General features: G+C 32.9%; 21 protein-coding genes and 2 tRNA genes. 4 read left to right on the plus strand and 19 right to left on the minus strand.

What is annotated here, in order from left to right; all coding sequences use genetic code 11:
- Positions 1 to 2: 2 nt before the first annotated feature.
- Positions 3 to 149, minus strand: coding sequence for a class IIb bacteriocin, lactobin A/cerein 7B family (locus BB050_RS22035; protein ID WP_236940430.1), 147 nt, complete (start codon positions 147 to 149; stop codon positions 3 to 5).
- Between the two features lie 323 nt (positions 150 to 472).
- Between BB050_RS22035 and rseP the strand changes: the two genes are divergently transcribed.
- From rseP to BB050_RS07080, 3 genes are all read left to right on the plus strand, one after another.
- Complete coding sequence (gene rseP, locus BB050_RS07070) at positions 473 to 1,816, plus strand: RIP metalloprotease RseP (RefSeq protein WP_066033093.1); 1,344 nt, start codon at positions 473 to 475, stop codon at positions 1,814 to 1,816.
- 83 nt (positions 1,817 to 1,899) lie between these two features.
- Positions 1,900 to 1,973, plus strand: a tRNA-Asn gene (locus BB050_RS07075).
- Positions 1,974 to 2,012: 39 nt separating this feature from the next.
- Positions 2,013 to 2,086, plus strand: a tRNA-Asn gene (locus BB050_RS07080).
- A gap of 530 nt (positions 2,087 to 2,616) precedes the next feature.
- Here BB050_RS07080 and BB050_RS07085 read toward each other — a convergent pair.
- Positions 2,617 to 3,297, minus strand: a complete 681-nt coding sequence (locus tag BB050_RS07085; RefSeq protein ID WP_066033094.1) for a hypothetical protein — start codon at positions 3,295 to 3,297, stop codon at positions 2,617 to 2,619.
- A 119-nt stretch (positions 3,298 to 3,416) separates the two neighbouring features.
- A complete protein-coding gene (locus BB050_RS07090) occupies positions 3,417 to 3,695 on the minus strand; it encodes a hypothetical protein (protein ID WP_066033095.1) in 279 nt (92 codons plus the stop codon).
- 175 nt (positions 3,696 to 3,870) lie between these two features.
- On the opposite strand from BB050_RS07090, the gene BB050_RS07095 reads away from it, so the two are divergent.
- Positions 3,871 to 4,263, plus strand: coding sequence for a helix-turn-helix domain-containing protein (locus tag BB050_RS07095; RefSeq protein ID WP_066033096.1), 393 nt, complete (start codon positions 3,871 to 3,873; stop codon positions 4,261 to 4,263).
- Positions 4,264 to 4,268: 5 nt separating this feature from the next.
- Here the strand turns inward: BB050_RS07095 and BB050_RS07100 are convergent, their stop codons facing one another.
- The 16 genes from BB050_RS07100 to rnc all read right to left on the minus strand — a co-directional run bounded on the left by BB050_RS07100 (position 4,269) and on the right by rnc (position 23,709).
- On the minus strand, positions 4,269 to 5,351 hold the full coding sequence (locus tag BB050_RS07100) for a hypothetical protein (protein ID WP_066033097.1): 1,083 nt from the start codon (positions 5,349 to 5,351) through the stop codon (positions 4,269 to 4,271).
- On the minus strand, positions 5,335 to 7,110 hold the full coding sequence (locus tag BB050_RS07105; protein ID WP_066033098.1) for a restriction system-associated AAA family ATPase: 1,776 nt from the start codon (positions 7,108 to 7,110) through the stop codon (positions 5,335 to 5,337). The genes BB050_RS07100 and BB050_RS07105 overlap by 17 nt, the downstream gene beginning before the upstream one ends.
- Positions 7,107 to 7,424: a hypothetical protein gene (locus BB050_RS07110; RefSeq protein WP_066033099.1), complete on the minus strand. Its 318-nt coding sequence runs from the start codon at positions 7,422 to 7,424 to the stop codon at positions 7,107 to 7,109. The genes BB050_RS07105 and BB050_RS07110 overlap by 4 nt, the downstream gene beginning before the upstream one ends.
- Before the next feature lie 14 nt (positions 7,425 to 7,438).
- Complete coding sequence (locus BB050_RS07115; RefSeq protein WP_066033100.1) at positions 7,439 to 8,497, minus strand: restriction endonuclease subunit S; 1,059 nt, start codon at positions 8,495 to 8,497, stop codon at positions 7,439 to 7,441.
- On the minus strand, positions 8,494 to 10,116 hold the full coding sequence (locus tag BB050_RS07120) for a type I restriction-modification system subunit M (RefSeq protein WP_066033101.1): 1,623 nt from the start codon (positions 10,114 to 10,116) through the stop codon (positions 8,494 to 8,496). Before BB050_RS07120 ends, BB050_RS07115 begins: the two co-directional genes overlap by 4 nt.
- A gap of 310 nt (positions 10,117 to 10,426) precedes the next feature.
- Entirely contained in the window at positions 10,427 to 11,623 is a 1,197-nt protein-coding gene (locus BB050_RS07130) for a C1 family peptidase (protein ID WP_066033103.1), read from the minus strand.
- 213 nt (positions 11,624 to 11,836) lie between these two features.
- Positions 11,837 to 12,997, minus strand: a complete 1,161-nt coding sequence (locus BB050_RS07135) for a BamA/TamA family outer membrane protein (protein WP_066033104.1) — start codon at positions 12,995 to 12,997, stop codon at positions 11,837 to 11,839.
- Between the two features lie 86 nt (positions 12,998 to 13,083).
- A complete protein-coding gene (locus BB050_RS07140; RefSeq protein WP_066033105.1) occupies positions 13,084 to 14,259 on the minus strand; it encodes a helix-turn-helix domain-containing protein in 1,176 nt (391 codons plus the stop codon).
- 129 nt (positions 14,260 to 14,388) lie between these two features.
- The gene (locus BB050_RS07145; RefSeq protein WP_008466016.1) at positions 14,389 to 14,967 is read right to left on the minus strand and encodes a DUF4136 domain-containing protein; all 579 of its coding nucleotides are present in this window, start codon (positions 14,965 to 14,967) and stop codon (positions 14,389 to 14,391) included.
- Between the two features lie 269 nt (positions 14,968 to 15,236).
- Positions 15,237 to 16,637, minus strand: coding sequence for a DUF2252 domain-containing protein (locus BB050_RS07150; protein WP_066033106.1), 1,401 nt, complete (start codon positions 16,635 to 16,637; stop codon positions 15,237 to 15,239).
- A gap of 13 nt (positions 16,638 to 16,650) precedes the next feature.
- Entirely contained in the window at positions 16,651 to 17,469 is an 819-nt protein-coding gene (locus tag BB050_RS07155) for a hypothetical protein (protein ID WP_066033107.1), read from the minus strand.
- Between the two features lie 91 nt (positions 17,470 to 17,560).
- On the minus strand, positions 17,561 to 18,577 hold the full coding sequence (locus BB050_RS07160; protein ID WP_083219815.1) for an HAD family hydrolase: 1,017 nt from the start codon (positions 18,575 to 18,577) through the stop codon (positions 17,561 to 17,563).
- A 58-nt stretch (positions 18,578 to 18,635) separates the two neighbouring features.
- Positions 18,636 to 20,312, minus strand: coding sequence for an arylsulfatase (locus tag BB050_RS07165; RefSeq protein WP_066033108.1), 1,677 nt, complete (start codon positions 20,310 to 20,312; stop codon positions 18,636 to 18,638).
- Between the two features lie 603 nt (positions 20,313 to 20,915).
- Positions 20,916 to 22,349, minus strand: coding sequence for a pyruvate kinase (pyk, locus tag BB050_RS07170; protein ID WP_008466005.1), 1,434 nt, complete (start codon positions 22,347 to 22,349; stop codon positions 20,916 to 20,918).
- 5 nt (positions 22,350 to 22,354) lie between these two features.
- The gene (locus BB050_RS07175; protein ID WP_008466002.1) at positions 22,355 to 22,843 is read right to left on the minus strand and encodes an IPExxxVDY family protein; all 489 of its coding nucleotides are present in this window, start codon (positions 22,841 to 22,843) and stop codon (positions 22,355 to 22,357) included.
- 125 nt (positions 22,844 to 22,968) lie between these two features.
- Entirely contained in the window at positions 22,969 to 23,709 is a 741-nt protein-coding gene (rnc, locus tag BB050_RS07180) for a ribonuclease III (RefSeq protein WP_008466000.1), read from the minus strand.
- Positions 23,710 to 23,713 lie beyond the last annotated feature (4 nt).

A 23,713-nucleotide genomic window follows, 5' to 3' on the forward strand; every position in this document is an offset into this window, starting at 1 on the left:
ATTTAGTGGTTATGGCTTTGATATTGGTTATACATTCCAACTGCGAACGCAATTACTAAGGGATTTTGAAGTAATAGGAAAATTCCCCCTTCAACTTCGAGTTCTTCCTGAGTATTTAGCTCAACTAAATTCAATTCTTCTAAATTCATAACTTTAAAATTTAAATGGTTAATTAATAAATTTCAACAAAATCATTTTTCTCGAGAACGTTTTCGTTGAGATAAAATTAGAATTGCTGTTTTAAAAAACACTACCCAATAAGCTTTAAAAATATCAGAATAAGACAAATTGTAACATTTTAACTAAATGAGTTACTAATTCTAGTAGAATAAGAATTGAGATTTACATTTTTGTTTAATAAAAACTAATATAATTATTAACAAACATTTAAAATCTTAAACACTATCTTGCATACTTATATTAAAATAGAAAACGCTACTTTTGTGCGTTAAATACGAATTAAAAACAACAAATGGATATAGTTATCAAACTGTCTCAATTTCTATTGAGTTTATCTTTACTTATTATTCTTCATGAATTAGGGCATTTTATCCCTGCTAAATTGTTTAAAACTAGAGTCGAAAAATTTTATTTATTTTTTGATGTTAAATATTCACTTTTCAAAAAGAAAATCGGAGAAACAGAATATGGTATCGGATGGCTGCCGCTGGGTGGTTATGTGAAAATTTCTGGAATGATTGACGAAAGTATGGACAAGGAACAAATGGCTCTGCCTCCTCAGCCTTGGGAATTTCGTACTAAACCGGCTTGGCAACGTTTAATTATTATGCTTGGCGGTGTTACCGTAAACTTTATCTTGGCTTTTATTATCTATATCGGAATGGCATTTGCTTACGGAGATACTTATATTGCAAATGCTGACTTAAAAGATGGTGTGGCAATTGAAAATCCTGCTATGCTTAAAGCTGGTTTTAAAACGGGTGATAAAATTATTTCTATAGATGGTAAAGCTGTAGAGAATTTTGACAGCGACATGAACATGAATGTGATCATGGCTAAACATATTCTGATCGAAAGAGACGGAAAACAGCAAACTATTACAATGCCAACAGATTTTGTGGATCAGCTTTCTAAAACAGAAAAAGGAATGCTAATCGATATCCGCAGACCTTTTGCTATCGGAAAAGTTGGAGAAGAATCGCCAAACCAAAATTTGAAAGCAAAAGATTTGATTCTTTCTCTTAACGGACAAAAAGTTAAATATTTTGATGAAGCAAAAGCAATCTTAGCAGCTAATAAAGGAAAATCAATTTCTGCAGTTGTTTTACGCGATTTAAAAGAAACACCACTTACCGTGAAAGTTTCTCCAGAAGGAACTTTAGGTGTTTTTGCTGGTGGTTTAGACATGAAATCATTGGAGAAATTAGGATACTATAAAATAAGCACTAAAGAATATGGTTTCTTCGAATCTATTCCGATTGGTCTTGAAAAAGGAAAAGATCAATTAGTAGGTTACGGAAAACAATTGAAAATGATTTTTAACCCAGAAACTAAAGCTTACAAACAAGTGGGCGGTTTTGCGGCTATTTACAACATTTTCCCTAGTTCTTGGAGCTGGGAAGTTTTCTGGTCAATCACAGCTTTATTGTCAATTATGCTTGGCGTTATGAATTTATTGCCAATTCCGGCTCTTGATGGTGGACACGTAATGTTTTTATTGTATGAAATTATTAGCGGCAAAAAACCAAGCGACAAATTCCTAGAGAATGCGCAAATGGTTGGTTTTGTTTTACTTATTTCACTGCTACTATTTGCTAATGGTAACGACATTTACAAGGCCATTGTAGGCAAGTAAAAAAAAGTCAAAAAAAGAGTGGAAATGTTTTTGAGAAACTAAAAATAGTTTTATATTTGCACTCGCTAAAAAGAGCAACACTTTCCTCCTTAGCTCAGTTGGTTAGAGCATCTGACTGTTAATCAGAGGGTCCTTGGTTCGAGCCCAAGAGGGGGAGCAACTTTTTTTAGCAAACATATTAACCTTTTAAGGTGATTCCTCCTTAGCTCAGTTGGTTAGAGCATCTGACTGTTAATCAGAGGGTCCTTGGTTCGAGCCCAAGAGGGGGAGCAGAAAAGACTATCAGAAATGATGGTCTTTTTTTTGTTCAAATTCCAAAGTTTTAAAATTCCAAATTCCAATATTAGGATTGTTTATTTAACCGCAAAGGGCGCAAGGTTTTTACGCAAAGCTCGCAAAGCTTTTAAGCAGAGGACACGAAGAGTTTTTTTTTTTCGAGACTTAAATAAGAATCTATAAAGGAGATCGCAAAGGTTACCAATCTTTGTCGATATGCGAGTGTGATCCTTCGTTCCTCAGGATGACAAACTGTAGATAAAACAAAAAATTCGCAAAGTCTTATACAAAGCTTTGCGAACTTAATCTTTAGATTTAACTCAAAAATAATCTTAGCGAACTTTGCGTAAACCTTAGCGCCCTTTGCGGTAAAAAAACCTCACACAAAAAAAGCTCGCAGAGCTTTATAAACAAAGCTTTGCGAACTTAATCTTTAGATTTATCTCAAAATAAAAATAACCTTAGCGAACTTTGCGTAAAATCTTTGCGTTCTCTGCGGTTAAAAAAACACACAAAGAAAAACCCTATTTCATACTCAAAGTTTCACTCTTGAATCTTTTCATCAAAGTATTTGCTTTTTCATCTTCATTTATTGCTTTTAAAGACTGAGCATATCTATAATAATAAATAACATCCAAATCTTTGGCTTGGTCAAATAATTGGGTGTAATAGCCAGCTGCTGCGGTTAGATTGCCTTCAAAATAAAAACGGTCGGCTACTTTTTTAAGCATATCGACAGATTTATACCCTTTATCAATCACTTTTTCATAAGTGTCCACCATATTAACGGTTATATATTTTGAAGTTGAAGGCGCAGGAGCTGTAACTTCAACCTTAACAGGCGCTACAGAAGTATTCGCACTTGCAACAAGCGTTTTGGTTTCTATTGTATTTGGAGCAACTTTAGGTTTTCTTTTTACGTAATTCGGAATTACGGTTCTTGTATTATTAGGACCCAGATCGTAAGTATCGACCATGTCCAATTTTGAAACTTGGTAGGTAATAATTCTACCTCCAAAAAGTTTATTTATTCTTTCTTCTACATAATACGATTGAATTACCATATCATCTGTAGGGAGACTATCCGTCAATAATGTCGTTTTTCCAGGTGCTGGAGAAGCAGAGGCACTGTTTGTGCTCTGAGCAAAACAGCCGAGAGAAAATACGAACGCAAGTGTACATAAAATTGCTTCATACTTTTTCATGATTTTTTGAATAAAATTAATGCTCCTATTAAAAAACTCAGACTAAAGATACTGATTTTCTTTTACTTAGCTTTTATTCTGACCATGAATTACTTAGAAAGCCGATAAAGTACTTCTTTTTACACCTTTATCATTTTAACGCAGGCTTTTTGCACTTCTTCGTCTGAAAATGGTTCTAGCGCTTTTGCCAACATTTTACTGGTTCTAATGCAGCTTAACATTTTAATTCGCAACGAACGGCTGTCTCCTGATTCTGTTTCTAGAAGATGCTCAAAAATCTCGGTTAAGTATTCTGGATGATTTTTATATTCTCCGTCGAAACCAATATCTGATATCAATCTGGCTACCGATTCTATTATTTGGTTCTCATTGGCATTGCTTTCATTTTCTGTTTTCATGGCGTTTATTTATGATTTTGGTTACGAAAAATTATTGTACGAAAAATTGTATTTTTACCTCAGCTAAATAAACGATAGAATACATTCTAACAAAACATTGGGTTTGGTAATTCACCAAAAAAGATAGTCTTTTACCAATATCTTAATTTTTAAGGATTTTTAATATCTTTGATGTATGAGCACAGCAACAAAACCAAAACATATCGGGAGAAACATAAGCCGCATTCGTGAGCTTAGAGGAATGAAACAAGAAGCACTTGCCATTGCTATTGGCATGAGCCAACAGACGATTTCTAATATTGAAGGAAGCGAAACGATAGATGACGAAAAACTAAATGTCATTGCAGAAGCTCTTGGAGTTTCAGCTGAAGCAATTAAAAATTTTTCCGATGAAGCAGTTTTAAATGTTATTGGAAATACTTATACCAATAATGACATTGTAAATGCTGGGCTAAATTACAACTGCACTTTCAACCCTATTGATAAAATTGTAGAACTTTATGAGCGTTTAGTTCAAGCTGAAAAGGATAAAGTGGAGTATTTGGAGAAGTTGATGAAGGGGAAATAGGTTAATTATACTCTTAAATTTCTTAGTAATCCATGCAGATATGCATCACTAGCTCTTTCGATTAAATAATCAATGAAGGCTCTGTAAATTAATGCCCCAGGTCTTCCTTTAATTTTAAAAGTAGATTTCCAGTTTTTAAAATTAGATTTTAATTCAGTAATATTTTGAGCATGATTTAAATCGTTATCAGGATCTAATATATGCTCTTTATAGTCTGATTCCCATAGTGGAAAGACATCTTTTTTGAAATAATCATTATATCTGATTTCAATATTCATAATCGAATTCCAGTTTTGGAAAATATCATCCTCTAAAGGATCTATAGCTCCTATAATTAAACTCCAATCATCGTCTTTTAAATCGTTGCCATTAGGTTCATTAATGAAATTAAAAATAACTTTAAAACCACCATGTAATGAATAAGGATAGTATGATTTATTAAGTCTTGAATTATTTATTTCGTTAACAAGAATGTTTTTATTTCCTTTAGCTGGTCTCTGATTACAACCTTGGCCTATTGGGACTAAATTATTTAAATTTACAGATGCCATTGGGAAGAAATCCTTGCATAACCAATGATCTAGAGATAATCTAGCCTGTCCTTCAATATTAATAAAACTCTCCAATCCACAAAATGGACATACAACTACTTTATTTTTAATTATAAACCTATCGATAGTTTTTCTTAATGTATCATCAACATAAGTTTGAAAACCATGATAATTAATTGCGGTATTATATAAGTAAGAAAATAGACGATCTAAGCTGCCTCTTATTGTAAGAGGTAAATCAGTGATAATAATCATTGGTACTCCCAAGTTGTTATTACACAGATCTTCAATTTTATTTGTGTTCGTAAATGCTTCAATAATCCTTGATCTCGAGTTTGAATTATTTATTGCCTTGTATATATTAAAAATTTCTTCAAATTTATTTTTTAAATCAGTTGGAGCAAATACATCTATAGCCCAATTTGGGAATAGATGATCTCCAAAATCCTGTGATTCTTCTAATAGGGAAAAGAATTTTTTAGGGATATTTTGAATGAGACCTAATCTGCTATTAGTTTTTTCAATCGATACTATCATCCTTTAAATCTAATTTTTCATATATTTTTTTATATAAAAATTGTTTTGTACTTGATTCCCCAAATTTTTCTATTGCAAATTGGAGTTCTTTGATAGTACCATTATCTATAACATCTTTTAGTTCTTCAAGTGATTTATTAGATATAAGATTTGTTTTAAAGAAATTTTTAAGAATATAATCAACGCTGGAACCATAAGTTTTGAAGCCCAATTGAGAAGCTTTTTTTGCTTCAAGGAAGTCATGATCTTTCTTAAAAAATATTACATTGTCCGGCATGCAATCAGAGATAATAAAGGGAGAATGTGAAGTCAATAATATATCTTTCAATGCATGAATATTGAATTTATCATTATTTTCATTTATGTTATTCCCAGCAGTTATACTATCTTGTAAAATCTTAATGAATTTTGCCCTCCAGCTTGGATTAAAGTGGGTTTCTGGTTCGTCAAGGAGGAGCAAGCTTCTCCTCTCTTTAAGCATTAAACAAATGCCTAAAGTATGTAAGAACTGATGTTCTCCATCTGAAAACTCTCGTAATAACAATTCTTTAGGAGTGATTTCTCCTTGAATATTTTTTATTATATAAAAGTCTTCAAAGAAGAAGACATTCCCTTTTGGTGTTTGCGGAGGGATTTTCCAATCAGTATAGAACCCTTTTGATTTATAAACTTCTTCTTTGGATTCTATTGATATTGAATTTGCATTAAGCTCATATAGCACTTGAAAGAAACGGAATAGTTCAAATGAAGTCGGAAAATATTTTCTAAAAATTTGTTTTATATTTTCATCAACATGAAAATCCAGTATTAAAGTAGAAAATAGACCTTCTCGAGATTCAGATCGGCTAGGTTCAAATTCTTGATAAAATGAGGCGCATTTTTTTAAATTATCAATAATTTTAGGAATATGTTGTAAAATAGGAACAGCTTCTGTTCTTTCGTCGTCCACATATAAAGATTGTAGATTTAAATTCATTCGAAAGCTTTTTAATCCTAAAATCCCCAGTTCTTCTCTAATTGGTTTTAAAGTCATTTCATCTTCATATAGAAGACAAGATAGCAAAACTGCTTGACTCATATCACTATCAATATAGATTAAACTATTCTCAGGTTCTTCATATTTATAACCTCTAATATAGTCTTCTCTATATTTATCATAATTTATTAAACGACTTTTCCTAAAAGGAAGACTTAATATTTCATTTTCTCCCGAAGAGTAGCCAACTACAATATCAGGCAAGTAATTTTTGCCTTCAGCTGCTTGCGGAAATTGTTTGTCAAATCTCGGACTTAGAGAAATTGATTTCCTTTTTTCTTTTTTTGTAAAAGGATAAGATTGTCTGTACATTTCAGGTCTTTTACCTACCTCTTTTACAATACTTATTTTTTCATAATAATCTAATGAATATGGATGCCCATTATGCTGCCCAATTAAATATTCTAATGTAAAAGCATCTGGATTGCAATCTTCTGCTCTAAAATGCTTTTCAAAATTTTTAGGTTTGAATTTTGCAACGCAAGATTCTAAATGAAAAAATATATTGGCTAGTGCCTCTAATACATTAGATTTGCCACTACCATTTAGTCCAGCTAAACAAAAAGGATTAAATGAATCCATTGTAGAAACTCCTTTTTCGTCTATTTCATCAAAACCGTCTGTAGTATAAAGATTATGAAAGTCAATTTTGAAACCAGAATGTAGGCTTCTAAATTGCTTCTCTTTTGGTAGTTCTCCTATTTCAAATTTAAGTAATTTCATATTAGAGCTAGCCTTATGCTTGATGTTTTCTCATCAATTACTTGTATTACTCTTCTTTTCTCCTCACTTTCATTCATCAGTTGAAATGCTATCGATTTTGCTTTATCGTAAAGTTCTTTTTCTTTAAAATCTTGATTGTTTAGTCTATCAATCAATTTTTGTAGATAAGCAATATCTCCAGTTATATCTTGTATATCATTTTCCTTTTTTTGTAAATCAATTTCATTAATTAATGCATCTAATTCAAAATCAATATTAAAATTTAGTTGATCATTAAAAGCCTTTTGAATAAGAGAATTAAATAATTCTTTCAAATTTTCAATTGATTTTACATGTAACGATTTATTTTTTTAATGTTTAAAAAATATTTTTCAAATTCTTTTTGTCGACTAAAAGAGCTTTTTGGAATTGGGAATTGACTCACTTGTTTTTTATTAACGGTAGCGATGCCTGTTGTTTGTTTTGCTTGTCTTAAAAAATAATATTTGCCAAACTCACTACTAATTAAATACATTAGCCAATATGATGAATATTTTGTTAAATCTTTGATTCTAAGCCTATAAAGATGATTTTGATATATATATTTATTTTCTTCTAGTTCCCATACAGATCCTCTGCCTAATTTATCAGGATCTCCTCCTTCTGTTATTAGTAAATCTCCTTTTAGAATGTTATAATTGCTAATTTCTCTTTCTGTAGCACTAATATATTTTATTTCTTTTAAATCAAAATATCCATCTTGTGCATTAGCCACACGTAGATAAGGTACGTCTATGGTTTCTTTTTCTTTAGTTTTTCTACCTTTGGTCAATCCTGAGTTAATTGACACTATGTCATTCAAATTAGTTTTGCTTTTTTTAAAGTTAACTAATTCATTTTGAAACATTTCTAAAAATTTCGCTCTTGTTAATTCATCAAGTACTTTAATGCTATCTTCTCTTTTTTTTATTATTGAATTAGCTTTATCTAATACGGCAACAATTTTATTCTGACTTTCAATAGAAACAATAGGAATTTCTATATTTTCAATATATTTCTTAGATATATGTTTTAAACCCGCGCCTTTAAAGCCTCTTTCTATTAGATGTATATTTCCAGTTAAATAATAATAAACATATTTAATATTTATTTCATGTTCTCCATATGTGCTTTTTGCAACAATACAATCAGTAGAAGTTGAAAAAGGTTCTTTACTATAATGAACACTTGCACTTCCTCCCGTGCCAAAAATTAATGCTTCATCAAAATATTGAGCTTTATTAATTTTTTTTTTGAGTATTGAGCTTGAAGTGAAAAAAGAAAAGTTTCCTTCATCTAATCCATCTCCTGCCTTAATTTTTGAATTGGGTAAGAAATCAAATAATGATATAAACTTCTTTGTGATCATCCTATTAAATTATTTAATTCTTTCAATTCTTTTAATATATCATCCTCAAGCAAAATTAACTTAGCTAGAATTTCTTTTGGAGGATCATATGTTTGTTCTACATAAACATATTCTTTGTAACGATTATAGCTTAAATCTAAATCGTTTTCTTGTATTTCAGAAATCGGAACATAAAAATGACTTTTTCGATCCTTCATTTTTATTTTATTCCTTTTTTCGAAATTATTGACAGTTTCCGGTAAAGGAAAATCTTTTAATCGTCTTCTATTATCATCAAGAGAATATCCGTCACTGTTAAGTTCATAAAACCAAACATTTTGAGTATTCCATTCTTTACTATCTTGCTCGATTTTTGTAAAAACTAAAATTGCAGTTTTTACACCTGTATAAGGTTTAAAAGTTCCACTTGGTAAAGAAATTACAGCCTCTAAATTGTTATCTTTGAGTATAATTTCTCTGGTCTTTTTTTGAGCATTTAAACTACTAAATAAAACGCCTTCAGGTATAATAACAGCAGCTTTTCCTCCTGTTTTAAGCATTGAAGAAATTCTATCTAAAAACAACAATTCACTTGATGAGGTATCAACTCTTAAATTAGGGTTTAAATCATCTTTATCTAATTTTCCAGTAAAAGGTGGATTTGCAAGGATAATATCATAACAATTCAACTCACTATATGATTTACTTAAAGAATCTTTATAATCTATTTTTGGATTATCGATTCCATGCATAATGAGATTCATCAATCCTAGACGAACCATAGTAATATCAATGTCAAATCCATAAAAACTTTTATCAATAATAGATTTAGTTTTAGTATTTAGCAATGATGAGAATGCACCAATTTCAAAACCATCTTCATCTTTTTCAATTTTTACATCTTTATCTTTTTTTGCTAAATCGGTTAATATATATTGAAAAGCACCTAGTAAAAAACCAGAAGTTCCACAAGCTGGATCTGCTATTTTATCTCCTAGTTTTGGTTTGACAAGTTCAGCCATTAATTTTATGATATGTCTTGGTGTTCTAAATTGACCATTTTTACCTGCCTGAGCTATTTCACTTAGAAGCATTTCATATACATCACCTTGAATGTCTTGAAAATTATGTCCACCTTCTTTAGCATCTTTTTCAATTTCAACAAAAATTTCATCAATTTTATTGACTGCATCGGCCAAAAGAGAGGGTTTTTCAATAATAAAAACCGCATTAGACATATACTTTGTGAAAGTTGAGTCCTCACTATTCAAAGTTTTAATAAATTGAAAAACGTTATAACGTGTATGCTTCAATAAATCTTCATTTGATTCTAACTTACTAAAATTACTCCATCTTAATTCTGTTTTTGGTCTCTGAATTTTTTTCTTTGATTTTTTTTCAGACTCAGTTTCATTTAGAATAAATTCAGGGGTGTATGTTCCTGAAAATTTTGACAAATATTTTTTTCCTTCTTTAGTTGCTTCACTTTCTCTTTGTTTTTCTATCTCATCTAATCTTTTCATGAATAACAAATAAGTGATTTGTTCTATTGCAGATAGCGGGTTTGCAATTCCACCTCCCCACAGTACAGTCCAAAGACTATTAATTAATGACTTTAGTGCAGGATTGTTATGTAGCATATTATTGTTCTTTTGTACTTTAAATTATATAAATCTAGTTCTTATTTAAAAACTAATCGATTATGCAAAATATAATTATCTAAAGATAAATCTTTTAAAATTTTATCAATTGTTTTTACATGAATTAAAAAAAAATATTTTTTCATGACAAATCTATTCCATTTTTCATTAAATAAAGGGATTTCATACTGAAATCTATCTAAAATTTCATTAGAATATTCAGATATCAAATTTTAAGCTGAAACAAAAAAAGCACCGCAATCTTAATGATTACGGCGCTTTTCTGTTTTCTGTAAAACTATCAGGATAATTAAACCCCTAATTTCTTAGCAATTTCAGCAGGAATACCTCCTTTGTTTACTAGTAATGCAGTAGTTTTATATTTTACGAAGTTCTTAGTTACAAACAAGAAACCTTTGTAGTCGTTTGTTTCTCCCCAAGAATTTTTTACGATATAGTATTCTTTTCCAGTTTGATCTTTTGCAAGACCAATAATGTGCATTCCGTGGTCGTCTGTTGTTGTGTAGTTATCAAACGCAGCCTGACGCATTTCTGGAGTAATTTCTGGTTCAGCTTTTGGTCCGTTAAACATGTCTGCTTTTTCTTCAGCCGTCATGTCGTCGAATTTTTTAGTTGCTACGTAAGCTACACCGTTTTTCCAGCTAAAGCTTTTCTCGCTAACATCTGTTGCCCAAGCTACAGTATATCCTTTTTTAAGCGCATTGTCGATAACGTCTGTCATATCGTTCAATTTTACGTTGTAAACTTGATCCAATGACCAGTTGTCTGGCACCATCATAGTTGTTTTTTGGTAGTAAGGCGCATTTGTAAAAGATGACATTTCTACATAATCATCTGGGTTAATTCCTACTACTTCTTTAGCAAAAGATTGTGGCGTATAGTTTTTTCCTTTGTATGTAAAGTTTTCTGGCACTTTTCCTAAGTAAGAATCAATAACAGCAGAATATGCTTTTTGCCAGTTTGGAGTCAATTCTCCGTTCGGGTTTTTCACCACTGCTGCCAAAACACCTTCGATAAGAGCGCTCATTTCGGCAAATTTGTTTTTGTCTGTTCCGTAGTTTAATCCTGTATAAACTTCTCTTGGCACAGTTCCGTATTTTTTGTACATATTAATTACATCGTGAAGAGCTCCTCCATCTCCAAGCGTAATGGCTCCGTGCATACGAACATAGTTAATACCTTTTTCTACATACACGTTTCTTGCAGAATAAATTTGAGAAAGCTCAACAGGCTGTTTTCCTAAACGAATCATTTCTGACTCTAAGAATGAGTTTGTTGAGTAGCTCCAGCAAGTTCCAGATGATCCTTGAGATTTTACCGATGTTGTTCCTAGGTTAATTACTTCTGTAAATTTGAAGTTCTCTTTACTTTTGTCGCTAGCATTTAGTTTAAGTGAATTTACTAAAATGTCTTGCGCAAAACAGCCTGCAGTTCCAGCCAAAAATATTGAAGCGGCAAACACTGATTTGAATGAAAATGTATTCATAAGTTATGTTTAAGATTTACTAAAATTAGTCTCAAATGTTTCCAATTTGTTACAAAACAATTAAATATTATACAATTTGTGTAATGTTTAGTTGTTAATATTTTCTTAATGGGCCTGATTATTAAGATATTTAACACAAAAAACCTCGATACAGGAGCATCGAGGTTTTTTATTTTACAAACAACTTCTTACAAGTTTTTTCTGTTTCTTTATTTATCGCATCCAGTTGCTACCAAAAACGATATAGTAAGCCCATTCTTCTGGCCCTTTGGCAACGTCTACTCCCATACGGAGTTTAAATTTTCTGGCAATGAGATATCTAAAACCTGTTCCGTAACTGTACACAACGGGTTTGGCAAAAGCTTGATCCCAATCGTTAAAAGCGCTTGCGAGACCTCCATAGCCCATGAGACTCCATCTTCGGTACAAATCCCATCGAAATTCTAACTCGCTCACAATACTGGTGTTTCCCATATATCTGGCTGCGGGAATTCCTCGCATATTAATTCCTGGTTTTAAATAAAAAGGCGGACTTCCCAACGCCTGCTCCCCTTCAATCCTTAGTCCGCCAATTAGAGTTTTCGCCAACGGATAATATCCAATTGCCGATAAATTGATACGCCATGCCTGATAATCGCTCCCCAATGCTTTATCAGACCAGAAAAAATCGGTTTGGATTCTTATTCCTTTATCTGGCGTAAATATGTTGTCACGTCCGTCAAACTGAAGCGCGGCGCCAAGCTGACTTATCGTGCTTTTAATATCTTTTGGATCAACAAATGGCGGCGGAAGATTAAAATCGGGCAGATTTATTTTAGAATTTAAAAATAAGTACTGCGGTCCTGCGCTCCATTTTGCATTATTAAATTGTTTGAGCCATTGCGTGTAAAAAATAGTCGATTTAAAATTGAGTTTAAATTCTTCGTCTTTCCGATTCGGAAGATTATTGGCATAAAATGATAAATTCATATCGCCGTAAGCTGCAAAAGCACGATACAATATTTTTGGCTTTACCAATGTTGCCGAACGAAAAGCTCCTGCCAACCAGCTTTTATTGGCCGTATACATTCCGATTCCTCCCGTAATGTCTGGATTTATAAATCGTTTTTTACCGTTTTCATCCACAACAGGAGCACGTTTTTTTAGGAAAACTGGCGCAACAGCACCTCCAAATCCTCCAACGGCGGGTTCTGTAATAATGGTGGGCACGACTATGAATCCGTTGGCATAAATTAGAAAGTCGCTCAAATCGAAAGCGCCATCTAAAGAATCTTTCATAACGGTATGATGCTTCTGTGCATTTAAAACATTAAACGATACTACTATCCAAAGTAAAAACAGGACTTTTTTGTGTATTGTTTTTTTGTTTTCCATAGAATGTTATCGTTTATATTCAAACTCACCTCTTAAAAAAAATAGAAACTACCGCTAGTATTAAACTCATGTATTCCGAAGTACGACTATTTAAAGTAATACGCGTTTGTATGCTCCGGATTTATTCGAATGGTTTTAAAGTATTCTGAAGGAGATTTTCCGGTGTGTTTTATAAATGCCCTAAAACAAGTAGTTCGAGATTTAAAACCAGAACCCCAAGCCATGCCTTCTAAAGACAAATCTTTCCATTCTGGATCGTTTATTTTGTCTTTAAAATACTCTATCCTTTTGAGGTTAACGTAATCCTGAAAGTGAAGCCCAAATTCAGAATTAATCAAATTGGATAAATGGTGCACAGATATTCCGGTTTCATCTGACAAATCTCTGATTACAAAATCTTTTTTTAAGAATAGATGCTGAGAGTTCAAAACATGATCTAGCTTTAAAAGATATTCTTCTCTTTTTTCGAGCGTCAGTTCGTTTGTTATCGGAATTGTATTCTTAGTTTCTTTTGTTTTTACCTCTATTGTATTATCAACAACAAAATCGAAGGTTTCTTCTTGATCATGAAAAATATGAGGTCTGAAATAAAGCCAGCCGACCGTAAAAAACAATACAGAGGAAATAAGCACATAACAAGAAAGGTCTGTTGCATCTATTTTTCTTAATAGGAAGTGATGAACAAAAAGCGCCGAAAATAAAAACAGAATCATGAGATTATACACTCTAATCCAGTTAATTACTTTAATTTGATGAAATTGGTTTCCTCTAAATTTTTTCAGATCATAGTTTAAAATCAACATGGTTTGAAAAAAGACATAGAAAAGCCAAATCGTCAGGGTTAAAACAGAAAATGGATTTTTGATTAATTCTGCAATATAATCGACCGCTTTTATATTGGTATGGCTTCCAACATAAACAATTAGCGTTAAAAAGAAATAGATCACAAAAGGCATAAAATGCAGCCAATCGTATTTTCTAAAACTTTTATTTAATGATAAAATGTTTCTAACATATAAAAAAGAGCATGGAGCGGTTAAAAATATAAACGCTTTTGTGATAGTAAATAGATCTGGGAAATTTTTAAATAAGTTGGCCGACAGATAAAAATTGTAGATACTTACTACCGCCAAACTCAATAAAAACATTCCTAAAAAGAAACTTTTTGAATAGTTTTTTTTGGAAAACAAAACCATAATTGAAGTTGCCAAACCTGCAATTGTGGCAATAAAAAAGAAAAGTGAGAGTAATATATCGATCATTTTTTTAAGTTTAATTTGCGTGGGTATTATTTTTTCTTAAAATCTTAAAAATAGAATACGATGGGGGCGTATGGAGAAGTAGAAATAATTGTACTTGCCGTACTTTCGGCAAGTACAATTATGTATCAATTATTTTTTAACTGCTCCGGGAGGGAAACCAGCTAATATTTTTTTGATTGCATCGTTGATGAATTGTTCTGGATTATCTGGTTTGCTGTCAATTTCGGCATTTCCGATTCCTTGCCAAACCAGTTTATCGGTTTTTGTAGATACGATATCTATTACCAACGAGCCGTCAACATAATCATAGCTGTTGAATGTTGTGGTACCGCCGCCCATCATGGCACCGCCGCCCCAATATCCGTATGGACGATACATTCCGCCATAGCCATAAAAATTAGTATCGGCTGTCACTTGGGTTTTGTTTTTTAATATCGAAACCGCATTTACTTTTAAATCAGGATTGCTAGATTCTGTAAATCCTTTTGCGAGCATTTCATTTCGGATTGCTTTTGCAACACGATCAACATTTAACTGATTTACTTGGCCTTGCTGTGCTTTTAAATCATACACCGCAAAAGTTTTGTATTCGCTGAAGTTCGCAGCATGATCATAATCAGTTGTAACTTTTACAGTTGGAGAGCAGCTGTAAAACAAACCCAAAAATAAGATTGGGATTATACGAAGACTTGTTCTTTTAATATTCATGTTGTGGTATTTATTAAATTAATAATTAAATCAGTTTAACTCGAATGTATTAAAGTCATAAAAATCTTGAACGAAGAGGAAAGCATCTAAATAATTGTAAAAAATACACAAGTACCTATTAAACAGTTACTTAGACCACTATCAAAGATAAATCATTTTATTTAATTAACAGTATTAAATAAATAAAATCTTACTTTATCCTTTTTCTGAGGTGTTGTATGCAAGATTTTCACATTTTTTTTTTTGCCAAATTTTACTCTTTGGCTACCCTAAATTTCACCCGCTATAGGAAGTTTACCATGTTTTATTGCTTCTAGCATTTTATTATAATCCAATTCATTTTGATTAGCATATAAAAGCGAAAATTCCGAAATAGCATCGGCAAATTCGTCTGATTCTCCAATATACCCTGAAATCATGGAAGGGTCTCCCGAACGCGCATGAGCTCTTGCAAGTGCCCATCCGCAAGCTTTGGCATATTCTGCCATGTTTTTGGGTTTCATAACTTCTAGAACCGGCTTTATTTTGGCATCTCTAAGCTGTCTGATATAGAAGAATCTATCTTTACTATCGTTTGTCCAGCCTAAAAACATATCTGATGCAGACTGCATAAGCTTTTGTCCCATCACAATACGTTCTCCCTGATGGATATATTTTCCTTTAATTTTTACATTTTCTTCGAGCACACTTTTTCTGGCTTCTTTGAACTGCAAAAAAATAGGTTCGCCTGTAGCAGACATTAGCAAACTGATCCCGCAAAGTGTTCCAACACTTCCTACACCTACCACTTTTATGACAATATCATGAAGTTTATACCTGCTTAGCAAAATCTGCTTTTCTTCTGAAAGAGATTCTATATATCTTTTATGAACAATTTCTCCTTCTTTAGCAACCAGTTTTTCGAGATCTCCGCTCGGGTGAAATATTAAAGGCGGATCATCTTTTATGCGTGCTCTGGCTCCATCAAAATATGTCATTTTTGCAAACTCCTTTTCGTGAGCGGTATATTCTGAAGCTTTTTTTATTCTCTTTTGTTCAAACTCTTTTAGTTCCTTATCATGCCCTAATTCTATGAGCTCTGCCAAATCGATATCTGCATACCAAATTTGAAGCGCCGATAATTTACTGTAATCCAACATATGGCGCTTATAACTATCAGCAACATGCCAGGCAAACTCTTTACAATTTTTATTGGAGAATTTTCGCCATCTTCCTGCAATCACAAAACTGGCTGCCAGTCTTTTTACATCCCATTCCCACGGTCCAGGAAAGGTTTCGTCAAAATCATTTATATCAAAAACCAATTTGCGTTCTGGAGTTGCAAATCCGCCGAAATTCATTAAATGGCAATCACCGCAGAGCTGTAAATTTATTCCCGATACAGCAGTATGAGCTAAGTCGGCTGCCATAATCGCGGCAGCTCCTCTATAAAATGCAAAAGGCGATTCCATCATTCTGCTATACCGAATTGGCACCAGACTTTCAACTCTTCCCACACTGGTTTGAATTAAAATATCTACAGGATCTTTTCTATTTTTAAAAGAATTCCATTCCTGATGTTTTGCTAAAGGCATTTTTTTTCTAATCGAAGCGCCTTTTTCATAACGCTGCGCCTTTGATGCAATAGGATCAAACTTAATTTCGTCTGTATTTTTAAGTACATCAGCCATTCTTGATAAAATATTATGATCCAGGAAACACAAAAGAAATTACAGCTCTCAAGCCCCAATCGGGTTTTATGGACTGATGTCCGACAATTGGAATAAGTGGTTGAACTGAAAACTGTACCACTTGGTCACCAAATTTGGTAATACCCCCCATCATTGGGTTTAAAGAGATTAAAGTAGTATTTCCTTCCCAGTTTTGGGTAATTTCGGCATTTACGCCCCAGTTGGCACCACTTTTATAACTGTGCGAAAGAAATATCTGGGTGTAAAACTGATTAAAATCGGCACGGTCAGAGGCTCCAGCTACAGACCAGATCTGATTGGCAATAAAACCAACTGAAAGGCCTTTGCCCTGATGCATTACTAAAACGCTTGGTCCGACACCAAATTTTTCTGTTCCTAATAATTTATCTGTAGCCGTTGGTACTAAAAATGCTGGTCCTACTCCATAGATTATTTTTTCAGTTTTTGGAGCAAAAAATGCTGTCACTGTGGCATCGCTCAAACCAAATTCGTGTGTATTTAATCCAGTTATATTTCGCTGATCTACAACCGGCAAAATCCATCGGCTTATTAAGTTTAGGTTGTCACTCAATTTAAATGGAATAACGGGCTGAATATTAACCGTATATTTGACGCCATTGTATGGTCCGATTCCATAATTCAAATTATTCTGAAGTGGCACACTAATTAAACTCGCCACTGGATTTGCCAATTTATCAGCCAGTTCCTGAGGACTATTTCCTGGTTTATGTTCTTCTTGAGCATAAGAACTATAGCTTACAACGAAAGAGATTGTACCCAATAGTAATCTAATAAATTTATGAAACTCCATAGGCGTTCTTTTAAAATTTTGTAAACATTTTAAAATCAAAATGAAACAGCCAACCAATAAACTGTTTCACTTCAATTTTAACTAACTCAATCTAATTGTCTGCAAAAACTTTTTTCCAGTCTTTCTGCATATCTACCACATGCCATTTGTTTTTTGCAGCGGCATTTAATGAAGCATTATCCTTTTCTTGATATTTGTATTCTCTTATTGAATCATTATGATTTACAAGCAGTTGAAATGACGGATATTTATTTCCCTGCGAATAGGTAAGCATCGCAATATCTCCTGCTCCGCCTTCATTACCGCAGGCAAAAACAGGTCGCTTACCAATATGCAGCTGAATGCCTACTGGTTTTCCTTCTTTATCATTAAAATGGTCTAAAGCTGTTTCTCTCTGTACGACATTTTTAGCTTCATCATATTTGTATTTAAAAGAAGTTCCCACCACTTGATCTTTTGGAATTCCGTAAAAATCTTGAGATATTGCTCTTACCACCTCTATTGTTCCGCCAGTAACGATGTACGTTTTAAATCCGTTTGCGCGTAAATAATTTAGTAATTCCAATTGCGGCTGATAACGTATTTGTTTCACTGGAACATTTTTACCAGGATATTTTGCGCTTTTAAAGAAATCATTAACTGAAGCTTCAAATTCATCTTCGGTCATCCCGGTATGAGTTGCCGCAACCAGTTCTATAAGTGCTTTATCGCCCCCCTTTTCAAAAAAGGTTTTGTCTTTTTCTATTACCGCTTTAAAAGGCTGTTTTTGGGCTAATTCTGGTTTGGCTTCTACCATTTTCTGCACTTTATAAAAAGCAAAAAGTTCCTGTACATAAGGCTTTTCAGCCCATAAAGTTCCATCGTTATCAAAAGTCGCAATTCTATATTCTTCTGGAATAAAATCTGGACTTCCTTCTTTTGTTACTTTTTCAACATAAGCAATTATATCGCTTTTTAAGGCTCCGTCATTCCAGCTTGGCAAAGGGTCTCCGCTTGCAATAGTTTCCGTTTTTTTACTCTCTGTGTTTGGAGAAGTTATTGTATCTGATTTTTTACAGGAAAAGCAAAACAAAACTGCGAGAGACAAAATGTATATATTTTTTCTCATGGTGTTTATTTTATTAAGAGATTCAGATCTTATTTATCTGAATCTCTTTTTGATTAATTTATTTTTTCTTTTTTGAAGCTGCCTCTTCTTCTTTCACTTTTGGTAAAATGTTTTTCTCAACATATTCCCTCGCTTTTATATCTTTTATTGCGTCTTCCATGATAGTATAAGCAGAGAAACTTGGCGGGATTGATCTTGGAGGATATTCTTTAAAGGTTTCTGCAAATACCGTCACATCATATATAGCGCCATATACCATCTGTACATGATTCATTACCCAATCCCAATATGTATTTGAGGTTATATCGGCTCTCTCAAATGGGTCTTGGTATAGATTGAATATTTTCTGTAAACGCAATTTAGTAAAAGGCTCACCCCAAACTCCCAATGTTCCTTGCATACGCTGTTCTGCAAAAACATATTTATAATCTCCTTCTCTTAAACCAACCAAAAGACCATCATCATCTGTATAGAAGAATTTGTCTCTGGCGCTTTTTTGTGTTTTTCCTAGTAAAAAACTACTTTGGTCATAACCATCTAAATGCACTTTATAATTTTTACCGTTAGCACTATATCCTTTTAAAAGTTTGTTAACTATATCTGGTTCTCCTGCAATAGAAGCCAAAGTTGGAATCCAATCGTTGTGACTCATCAATTCGTTAGTGATTCCTGGTTTGATATGCCCTGGCCATCTCACGATACAAGGTACACGGAAAGCTCCTTCCCAGTTAGTGTTTTTTTCTGAACGGAATGGAGTCATTGCCCCATCAGGCCATGTGTTCATATGAGGGCCATTGTCTGTTGAATAGATTACAATTGTATTATCAGCAATTCCTAAATCATCCAATGCTTTTAAGATACTTCCAATAGTTTCGTCATGTTCGATCATACCATCAATATATTCACTGTCTCCGTGAGTATATCTCCCTCTATGCTCTTTTCTAACGTGCGTACGAAGATGCATACGAGTAGCGTTGAACCAGCAGAAAAATGGTTTTCCAGCTGCACTTTGTCTCTTGATATAATCAATTGCTGCTGCTGAAGTCTCATCATCTATCGTTTCCATTCTTTTTTTAGTAAGTGCTCCTGTATCTTCAATTTTTTGTTTGCCTACTCTTCCAAAACGAGGATCTGTTGTTGCATCATCGACATTTGTAGCTGTACATTTCAGAACGCCTCTAGGACCAAATTTTTTCAGATATTCTGGATCTTTAGGATAATCTGGTAATTCTGGTTCTTCTTCGGCATTTAAGTGATACAGATTCCCGAAAAATTCATCAAAACCATTTACTGTTGGAAGATTTTCATTACGATCTCCCACGTGATTTTTACCAAATTGTCCGGTTGCATAACCCAAACTTTTCATGATTCCACCAATTGAAGGATCTAGCTGGCTCATGCCCATTGGCGCACCCGGATATCCCACTTTTGTAAGTCCTGTACGAAGACCATGCTGTCCTGTTAAAAAGGCCGCACGCCCTGCTGTACAGCTTTGTTCTCCATAATAGTGTAAAAAACGCAATCCTTCATTGGCCAACTTGTCTATATTAGGAGTGGTATACCCCATAAGGCCATCACTATAAGCACTAATATTAGTTGTTCCAATATCATCGCCCCAAAGCACCAAAATATTGGGTTTCTTACTTTGTGCAGTAACAGAAACACCAGATAAAAATAGTATTGCAAATAACTTTATGGCATTTATAAATCCGCATTTTAATTCGATTTGTTTCATGATAAAAAAAATTCGTTAGTAATTCTTATGTATGAGTTTGAAAATCCAAAAAAATAAATGGGAAATAGTAATTTCCAAAAAAACGCTTTTACATCAATGTTGCATCTTTTCGATATGTTTCAAATTCATTTTATATTAAAAATTTGAAACATGATATTTTAACTTTTTCTTAAGTATCTCAAAATTAACTAATAAAAGAGCGAACAATCGTATTTATTCGGCATGAGCTTGTTTCATTTTATAAAATGAAACAAGAAAATTGGAGAATCTGCAACAAAATGTTTCATTTTAGAAGATGAAACACATCAAACCGCCAGAAAATTAATCAGTTATGTTTTTATTGAAAAACGGCAAAAAAGAAGTTATTAATCGTCAAAAGATTTTTTTTGAATAGACGATTTTTAAATTTTTAGTAAAATGAAACAAAAAATTCTTTTTTTTGTCTCAAATTTTATCAGATTATTAAAAAAATTATAGATCCAAATTTTCACTAAAGACAAAATATAAATAGCGAAATCAGTTTTAATTTTTTAAAGACTCTTTAAAAACAAAAAACCGCTTAAAAAAATTAAGCGGTCTTTTTAAAATTATTTGAAGAAGTTGTTATTCGATTTCAGAAACTCTCATCGTATTAACCATCCCTTTATCTTTAATTGGCATTGCAGCAAGGTTAATTAAATAATCACCTTTTTGTGCATAACCTTTGTCAACTGCAATTTGATTCACATCTGTTACAGTATCGTCTGTACTTTCTTCATTATCATAGTAGAAAGATTTAACTCCCCATAATAAATTCAATTGTGTTAAGATTCTTCTGTTTGAAGTAAATACTAAAATATGAGCTGTTGATGGTCTCCAAGCTGAAATTTGGAAAGCTGTGTAACCGCTATTTGTCAAGGTACAAATTGCTTTAGCTTCGATTTCATTTGCTAATAAAGCCGCTTGGTGGCAAACCGTTTTAGTAACAAAACGTTTCGTTTTAATTTGCGGTGTATTTTGAGGCACTTGAATAAGCGGAGAGTTTTCTACAGCTTCGCAAATTTGTGCCATTCTTTGAATAACTTGTACTGGATAGTTTCCTGTAGCAGTTTCTCCAGACAACATTACAGCATCTGCACCATCCATTACTGAGTTAGCAACGTCATTTACCTCTGCTCTCGTTGGAGTTAAACTTGTAATCATTGTTTCCATCATTTGAGTAGCAACGATAACTGGAATTCTAGCCGTTTTAGCTCTTCTGATCAAATCTTTTTGAACCAATGGAACTTCGTGAGCTGGAAGCTCAACACCAAGATCTCCACGAGCCACCATTAAACCGTCGCAGTATGCTACAATTTTATCCATGTTCTCAAGAGCTTCTGGCATTTCAATTTTAGCAATGATTGGAATTTTATATTCAGAATGCTTAGCAATTAATTCTTGTAAATCTTGCAAATCGCGAGGAGTTTTCACAAATGAAAGTGCGATCCAGTCTACTTTTTGTTCGATTGCAAAAATAGCATCTGCAATATCTTTCTCTGTTAAAGCTGGTAAAGAGATTTTTGTATTTGGAAGATTAACTCCTTTTTTAGATTTTAATTCTCCGCCTTGAATAACTTTAGCAACAACTTCAGTTTTTTTATCTGTAGAAACAATTTCAAAAATAAGTTTACCGTCATCAAGCAAGATTCGTTCTCCTGGGTTAACATCATTTGGGAAATTCTGATATTTCATGAACACTCTTTTTGATGTTCCGATAATATCTTCGGCAGTTGTAAAAGTGATTTCATCTCCATCGTTTACAACAGTACCTTCTTCCATTACACCAACTCTAAGTTTTGGTCCTTGCAAATCTCCTAAAATTGCTGTCGTGTAACCAAACTCTTCGTTTAAGCCTCTAATGATATTAATTCTTTCTTTTACTCCTTCGTAATCTGCATGCGAAAAATTGATTCTAAACACATTAACACCTGCATCGATCATATCTTTAATGATCTCTCTTGTACTACAAGCGGGGCCAAGTGTAGCAACAATTTTGGTTTTCTTGTTTGTTAGCATTTTTTTTAAAAAATTAGATTGTTTTTTGATTTTATTTTGTCTGTATCAACGGCATAAATAGCCACAATACTTTCTATTGTGTTTAATTTTTGTTGAATTTCTGAAAAATTAAGCGCCTCTTCGCCATTATCAATTTTCAAGAAAAAATCGACTTTTTTGAATTCAGGAAGTAAATGAATTGTTGTCGAAACCTCACTTGTTTCATTAGAAAACAAATTCTGGAAATCATTTGTACTCACAGAAATGATTTCATTTTTATTCTGAATTAAATTCCAGGAAACAGCTTTTTCTTCATCATAATAATAGAATCTCGAAAAATTTGCTTCACCTTCCTTAGTCTGAGCATGGATCTCGTTTTTGCTCTTACTTAAGTTGATCGGAAGGATTTTATTGATAAAATAGGCTAATCTATAATCTTCTAATGAAGTATGAATTGCCATTAAATAATAATCAATTTCGTCAAATTCGTCTAAATCCAATTTATGAATAGCCATGTCTTGAAAAATCAAGTTGTAAATATACTATTTCTAAACGGAGCATCAACAGTTATGACATGCTTGTTTTGTTAAATTATAAACGAAAACGATGTAGCCTTGTGAGAGTTACAACATTTTTGCAGCTATTTCTTGTCAATTTTTTCTTGAAACGCAAAATAAGCTCTCTGCGATGCTTTTTCTTCTGCTTTCTTTTTTGAAGTTGCTCGCGCTCTTGCGACAACTTTATCATCAATACTCAATTTAACACCAAATAGACGCTGTCCGTCTATACCGTTATCTTCAAAAATGTCATAATGAAAAACTCTTTTTTCTTTCTGGCACCATTCGATAACAAGGCTTTTATAACTTATCACTTTTCCTTCTAGTCGCGCAATATCTACATAAGGCGTCACTACTCTTTTTTGGATGAATTTCTCGCAAAAAGTATAGCCTTTGTCTAAATAAATAGCACCTATTAGGGATTCAAAAATATTACCGTGAATGTTTTCTCCAAAATGCTGAATCGGCACTTTGCTCTCTACAAACTGCACTAAATTTAAGTCTTTACCTAATTCGTTCAAATGTTCACGACTCACTATTTTCGAACGCATTTTGGTTAAATAACCTTCATCTCCATTTGGAGCTTTATTAAATAAATGTGCAGCAATCACGGCACTTAACATAGCGTCTCCTAAAAATTCTAAACGTTCATAATTAATAGGATGCCCATTTTGATCTAGTTTATTAGACGAACGATGGGTAAATGCCCGTCTATAAAAATCTACGTTAGAAGGCTGAAAACCAAGAATTTTCTGAATAGTGTCAAAAAAAATCCCGTCTTCTTGAGAACGGGATTTCGAAAATATTTTTTTGATAATATTCATATAC

The organism is Flavobacterium anhuiense (assembly GCF_001705175.1).
Taxonomy (GTDB): Bacteria; Bacteroidota; Bacteroidia; order Flavobacteriales; family Flavobacteriaceae; genus Flavobacterium; species Flavobacterium anhuiense.

What these genes read in the sequence shown, in the direction of transcription:
- BB050_RS22035 (WP_236940430.1), bottom strand. Translation starts at nt 149, where the DNA reads ATGAATTTAGAAGAATTGAATTTAGTTGAGCTAAATACTCAGGAAGAA.
- rseP (WP_066033093.1), top strand. Translation starts at nt 473, where the DNA reads ATGGATATAGTTATCAAACTGTCTCAATTTCTATTGAGTTTATCTTTA.
- BB050_RS07085 (WP_066033094.1), bottom strand. Translation starts at nt 3,297, where the DNA reads ATGAAAAAGTATGAAGCAATTTTATGTACACTTGCGTTCGTATTTTCT.
- BB050_RS07090 (WP_066033095.1), bottom strand. Translation starts at nt 3,695, where the DNA reads ATGAAAACAGAAAATGAAAGCAATGCCAATGAGAACCAAATAATAGAA.
- BB050_RS07095 (WP_066033096.1), top strand. Translation starts at nt 3,871, where the DNA reads ATGAGCACAGCAACAAAACCAAAACATATCGGGAGAAACATAAGCCGC.
- BB050_RS07100 (WP_066033097.1), bottom strand. Translation starts at nt 5,351, where the DNA reads ATGATAGTATCGATTGAAAAAACTAATAGCAGATTAGGTCTCATTCAA.
- BB050_RS07105 (WP_066033098.1), bottom strand. Translation starts at nt 7,110, where the DNA reads ATGAAATTACTTAAATTTGAAATAGGAGAACTACCAAAAGAGAAGCAA.
- BB050_RS07115 (WP_066033100.1), bottom strand. Translation starts at nt 8,497, where the DNA reads ATGATCACAAAGAAGTTTATATCATTATTTGATTTCTTACCCAATTCA.
- BB050_RS07120 (WP_066033101.1), bottom strand. Translation starts at nt 10,116, where the DNA reads ATGCTACATAACAATCCTGCACTAAAGTCATTAATTAATAGTCTTTGG.
- BB050_RS07130 (WP_066033103.1), bottom strand. Translation starts at nt 11,623, where the DNA reads ATGAATACATTTTCATTCAAATCAGTGTTTGCCGCTTCAATATTTTTG.
- BB050_RS07135 (WP_066033104.1), bottom strand. Translation starts at nt 12,997, where the DNA reads ATGGAAAACAAAAAAACAATACACAAAAAAGTCCTGTTTTTACTTTGG.
- BB050_RS07140 (WP_066033105.1), bottom strand. Translation starts at nt 14,259, where the DNA reads ATGATCGATATATTACTCTCACTTTTCTTTTTTATTGCCACAATTGCA.
- BB050_RS07145 (WP_008466016.1), bottom strand. Translation starts at nt 14,967, where the DNA reads ATGAATATTAAAAGAACAAGTCTTCGTATAATCCCAATCTTATTTTTG.
- BB050_RS07150 (WP_066033106.1), bottom strand. Translation starts at nt 16,637, where the DNA reads ATGGCTGATGTACTTAAAAATACAGACGAAATTAAGTTTGATCCTATT.
- BB050_RS07155 (WP_066033107.1), bottom strand. Translation starts at nt 17,469, where the DNA reads ATGGAGTTTCATAAATTTATTAGATTACTATTGGGTACAATCTCTTTC.
- BB050_RS07160 (WP_083219815.1), bottom strand. Translation starts at nt 18,577, where the DNA reads ATGAGAAAAAATATATACATTTTGTCTCTCGCAGTTTTGTTTTGCTTT.
- BB050_RS07165 (WP_066033108.1), bottom strand. Translation starts at nt 20,312, where the DNA reads ATGAAACAAATCGAATTAAAATGCGGATTTATAAATGCCATAAAGTTA.
- pyk (WP_008466005.1), bottom strand. Translation starts at nt 22,349, where the DNA reads ATGCTAACAAACAAGAAAACCAAAATTGTTGCTACACTTGGCCCCGCT.
- BB050_RS07175 (WP_008466002.1), bottom strand. Translation starts at nt 22,843, where the DNA reads ATGGCTATTCATAAATTGGATTTAGACGAATTTGACGAAATTGATTAT.
- rnc (WP_008466000.1), bottom strand. Translation starts at nt 23,709, where the DNA reads ATGAATATTATCAAAAAAATATTTTCGAAATCCCGTTCTCAAGAAGAC.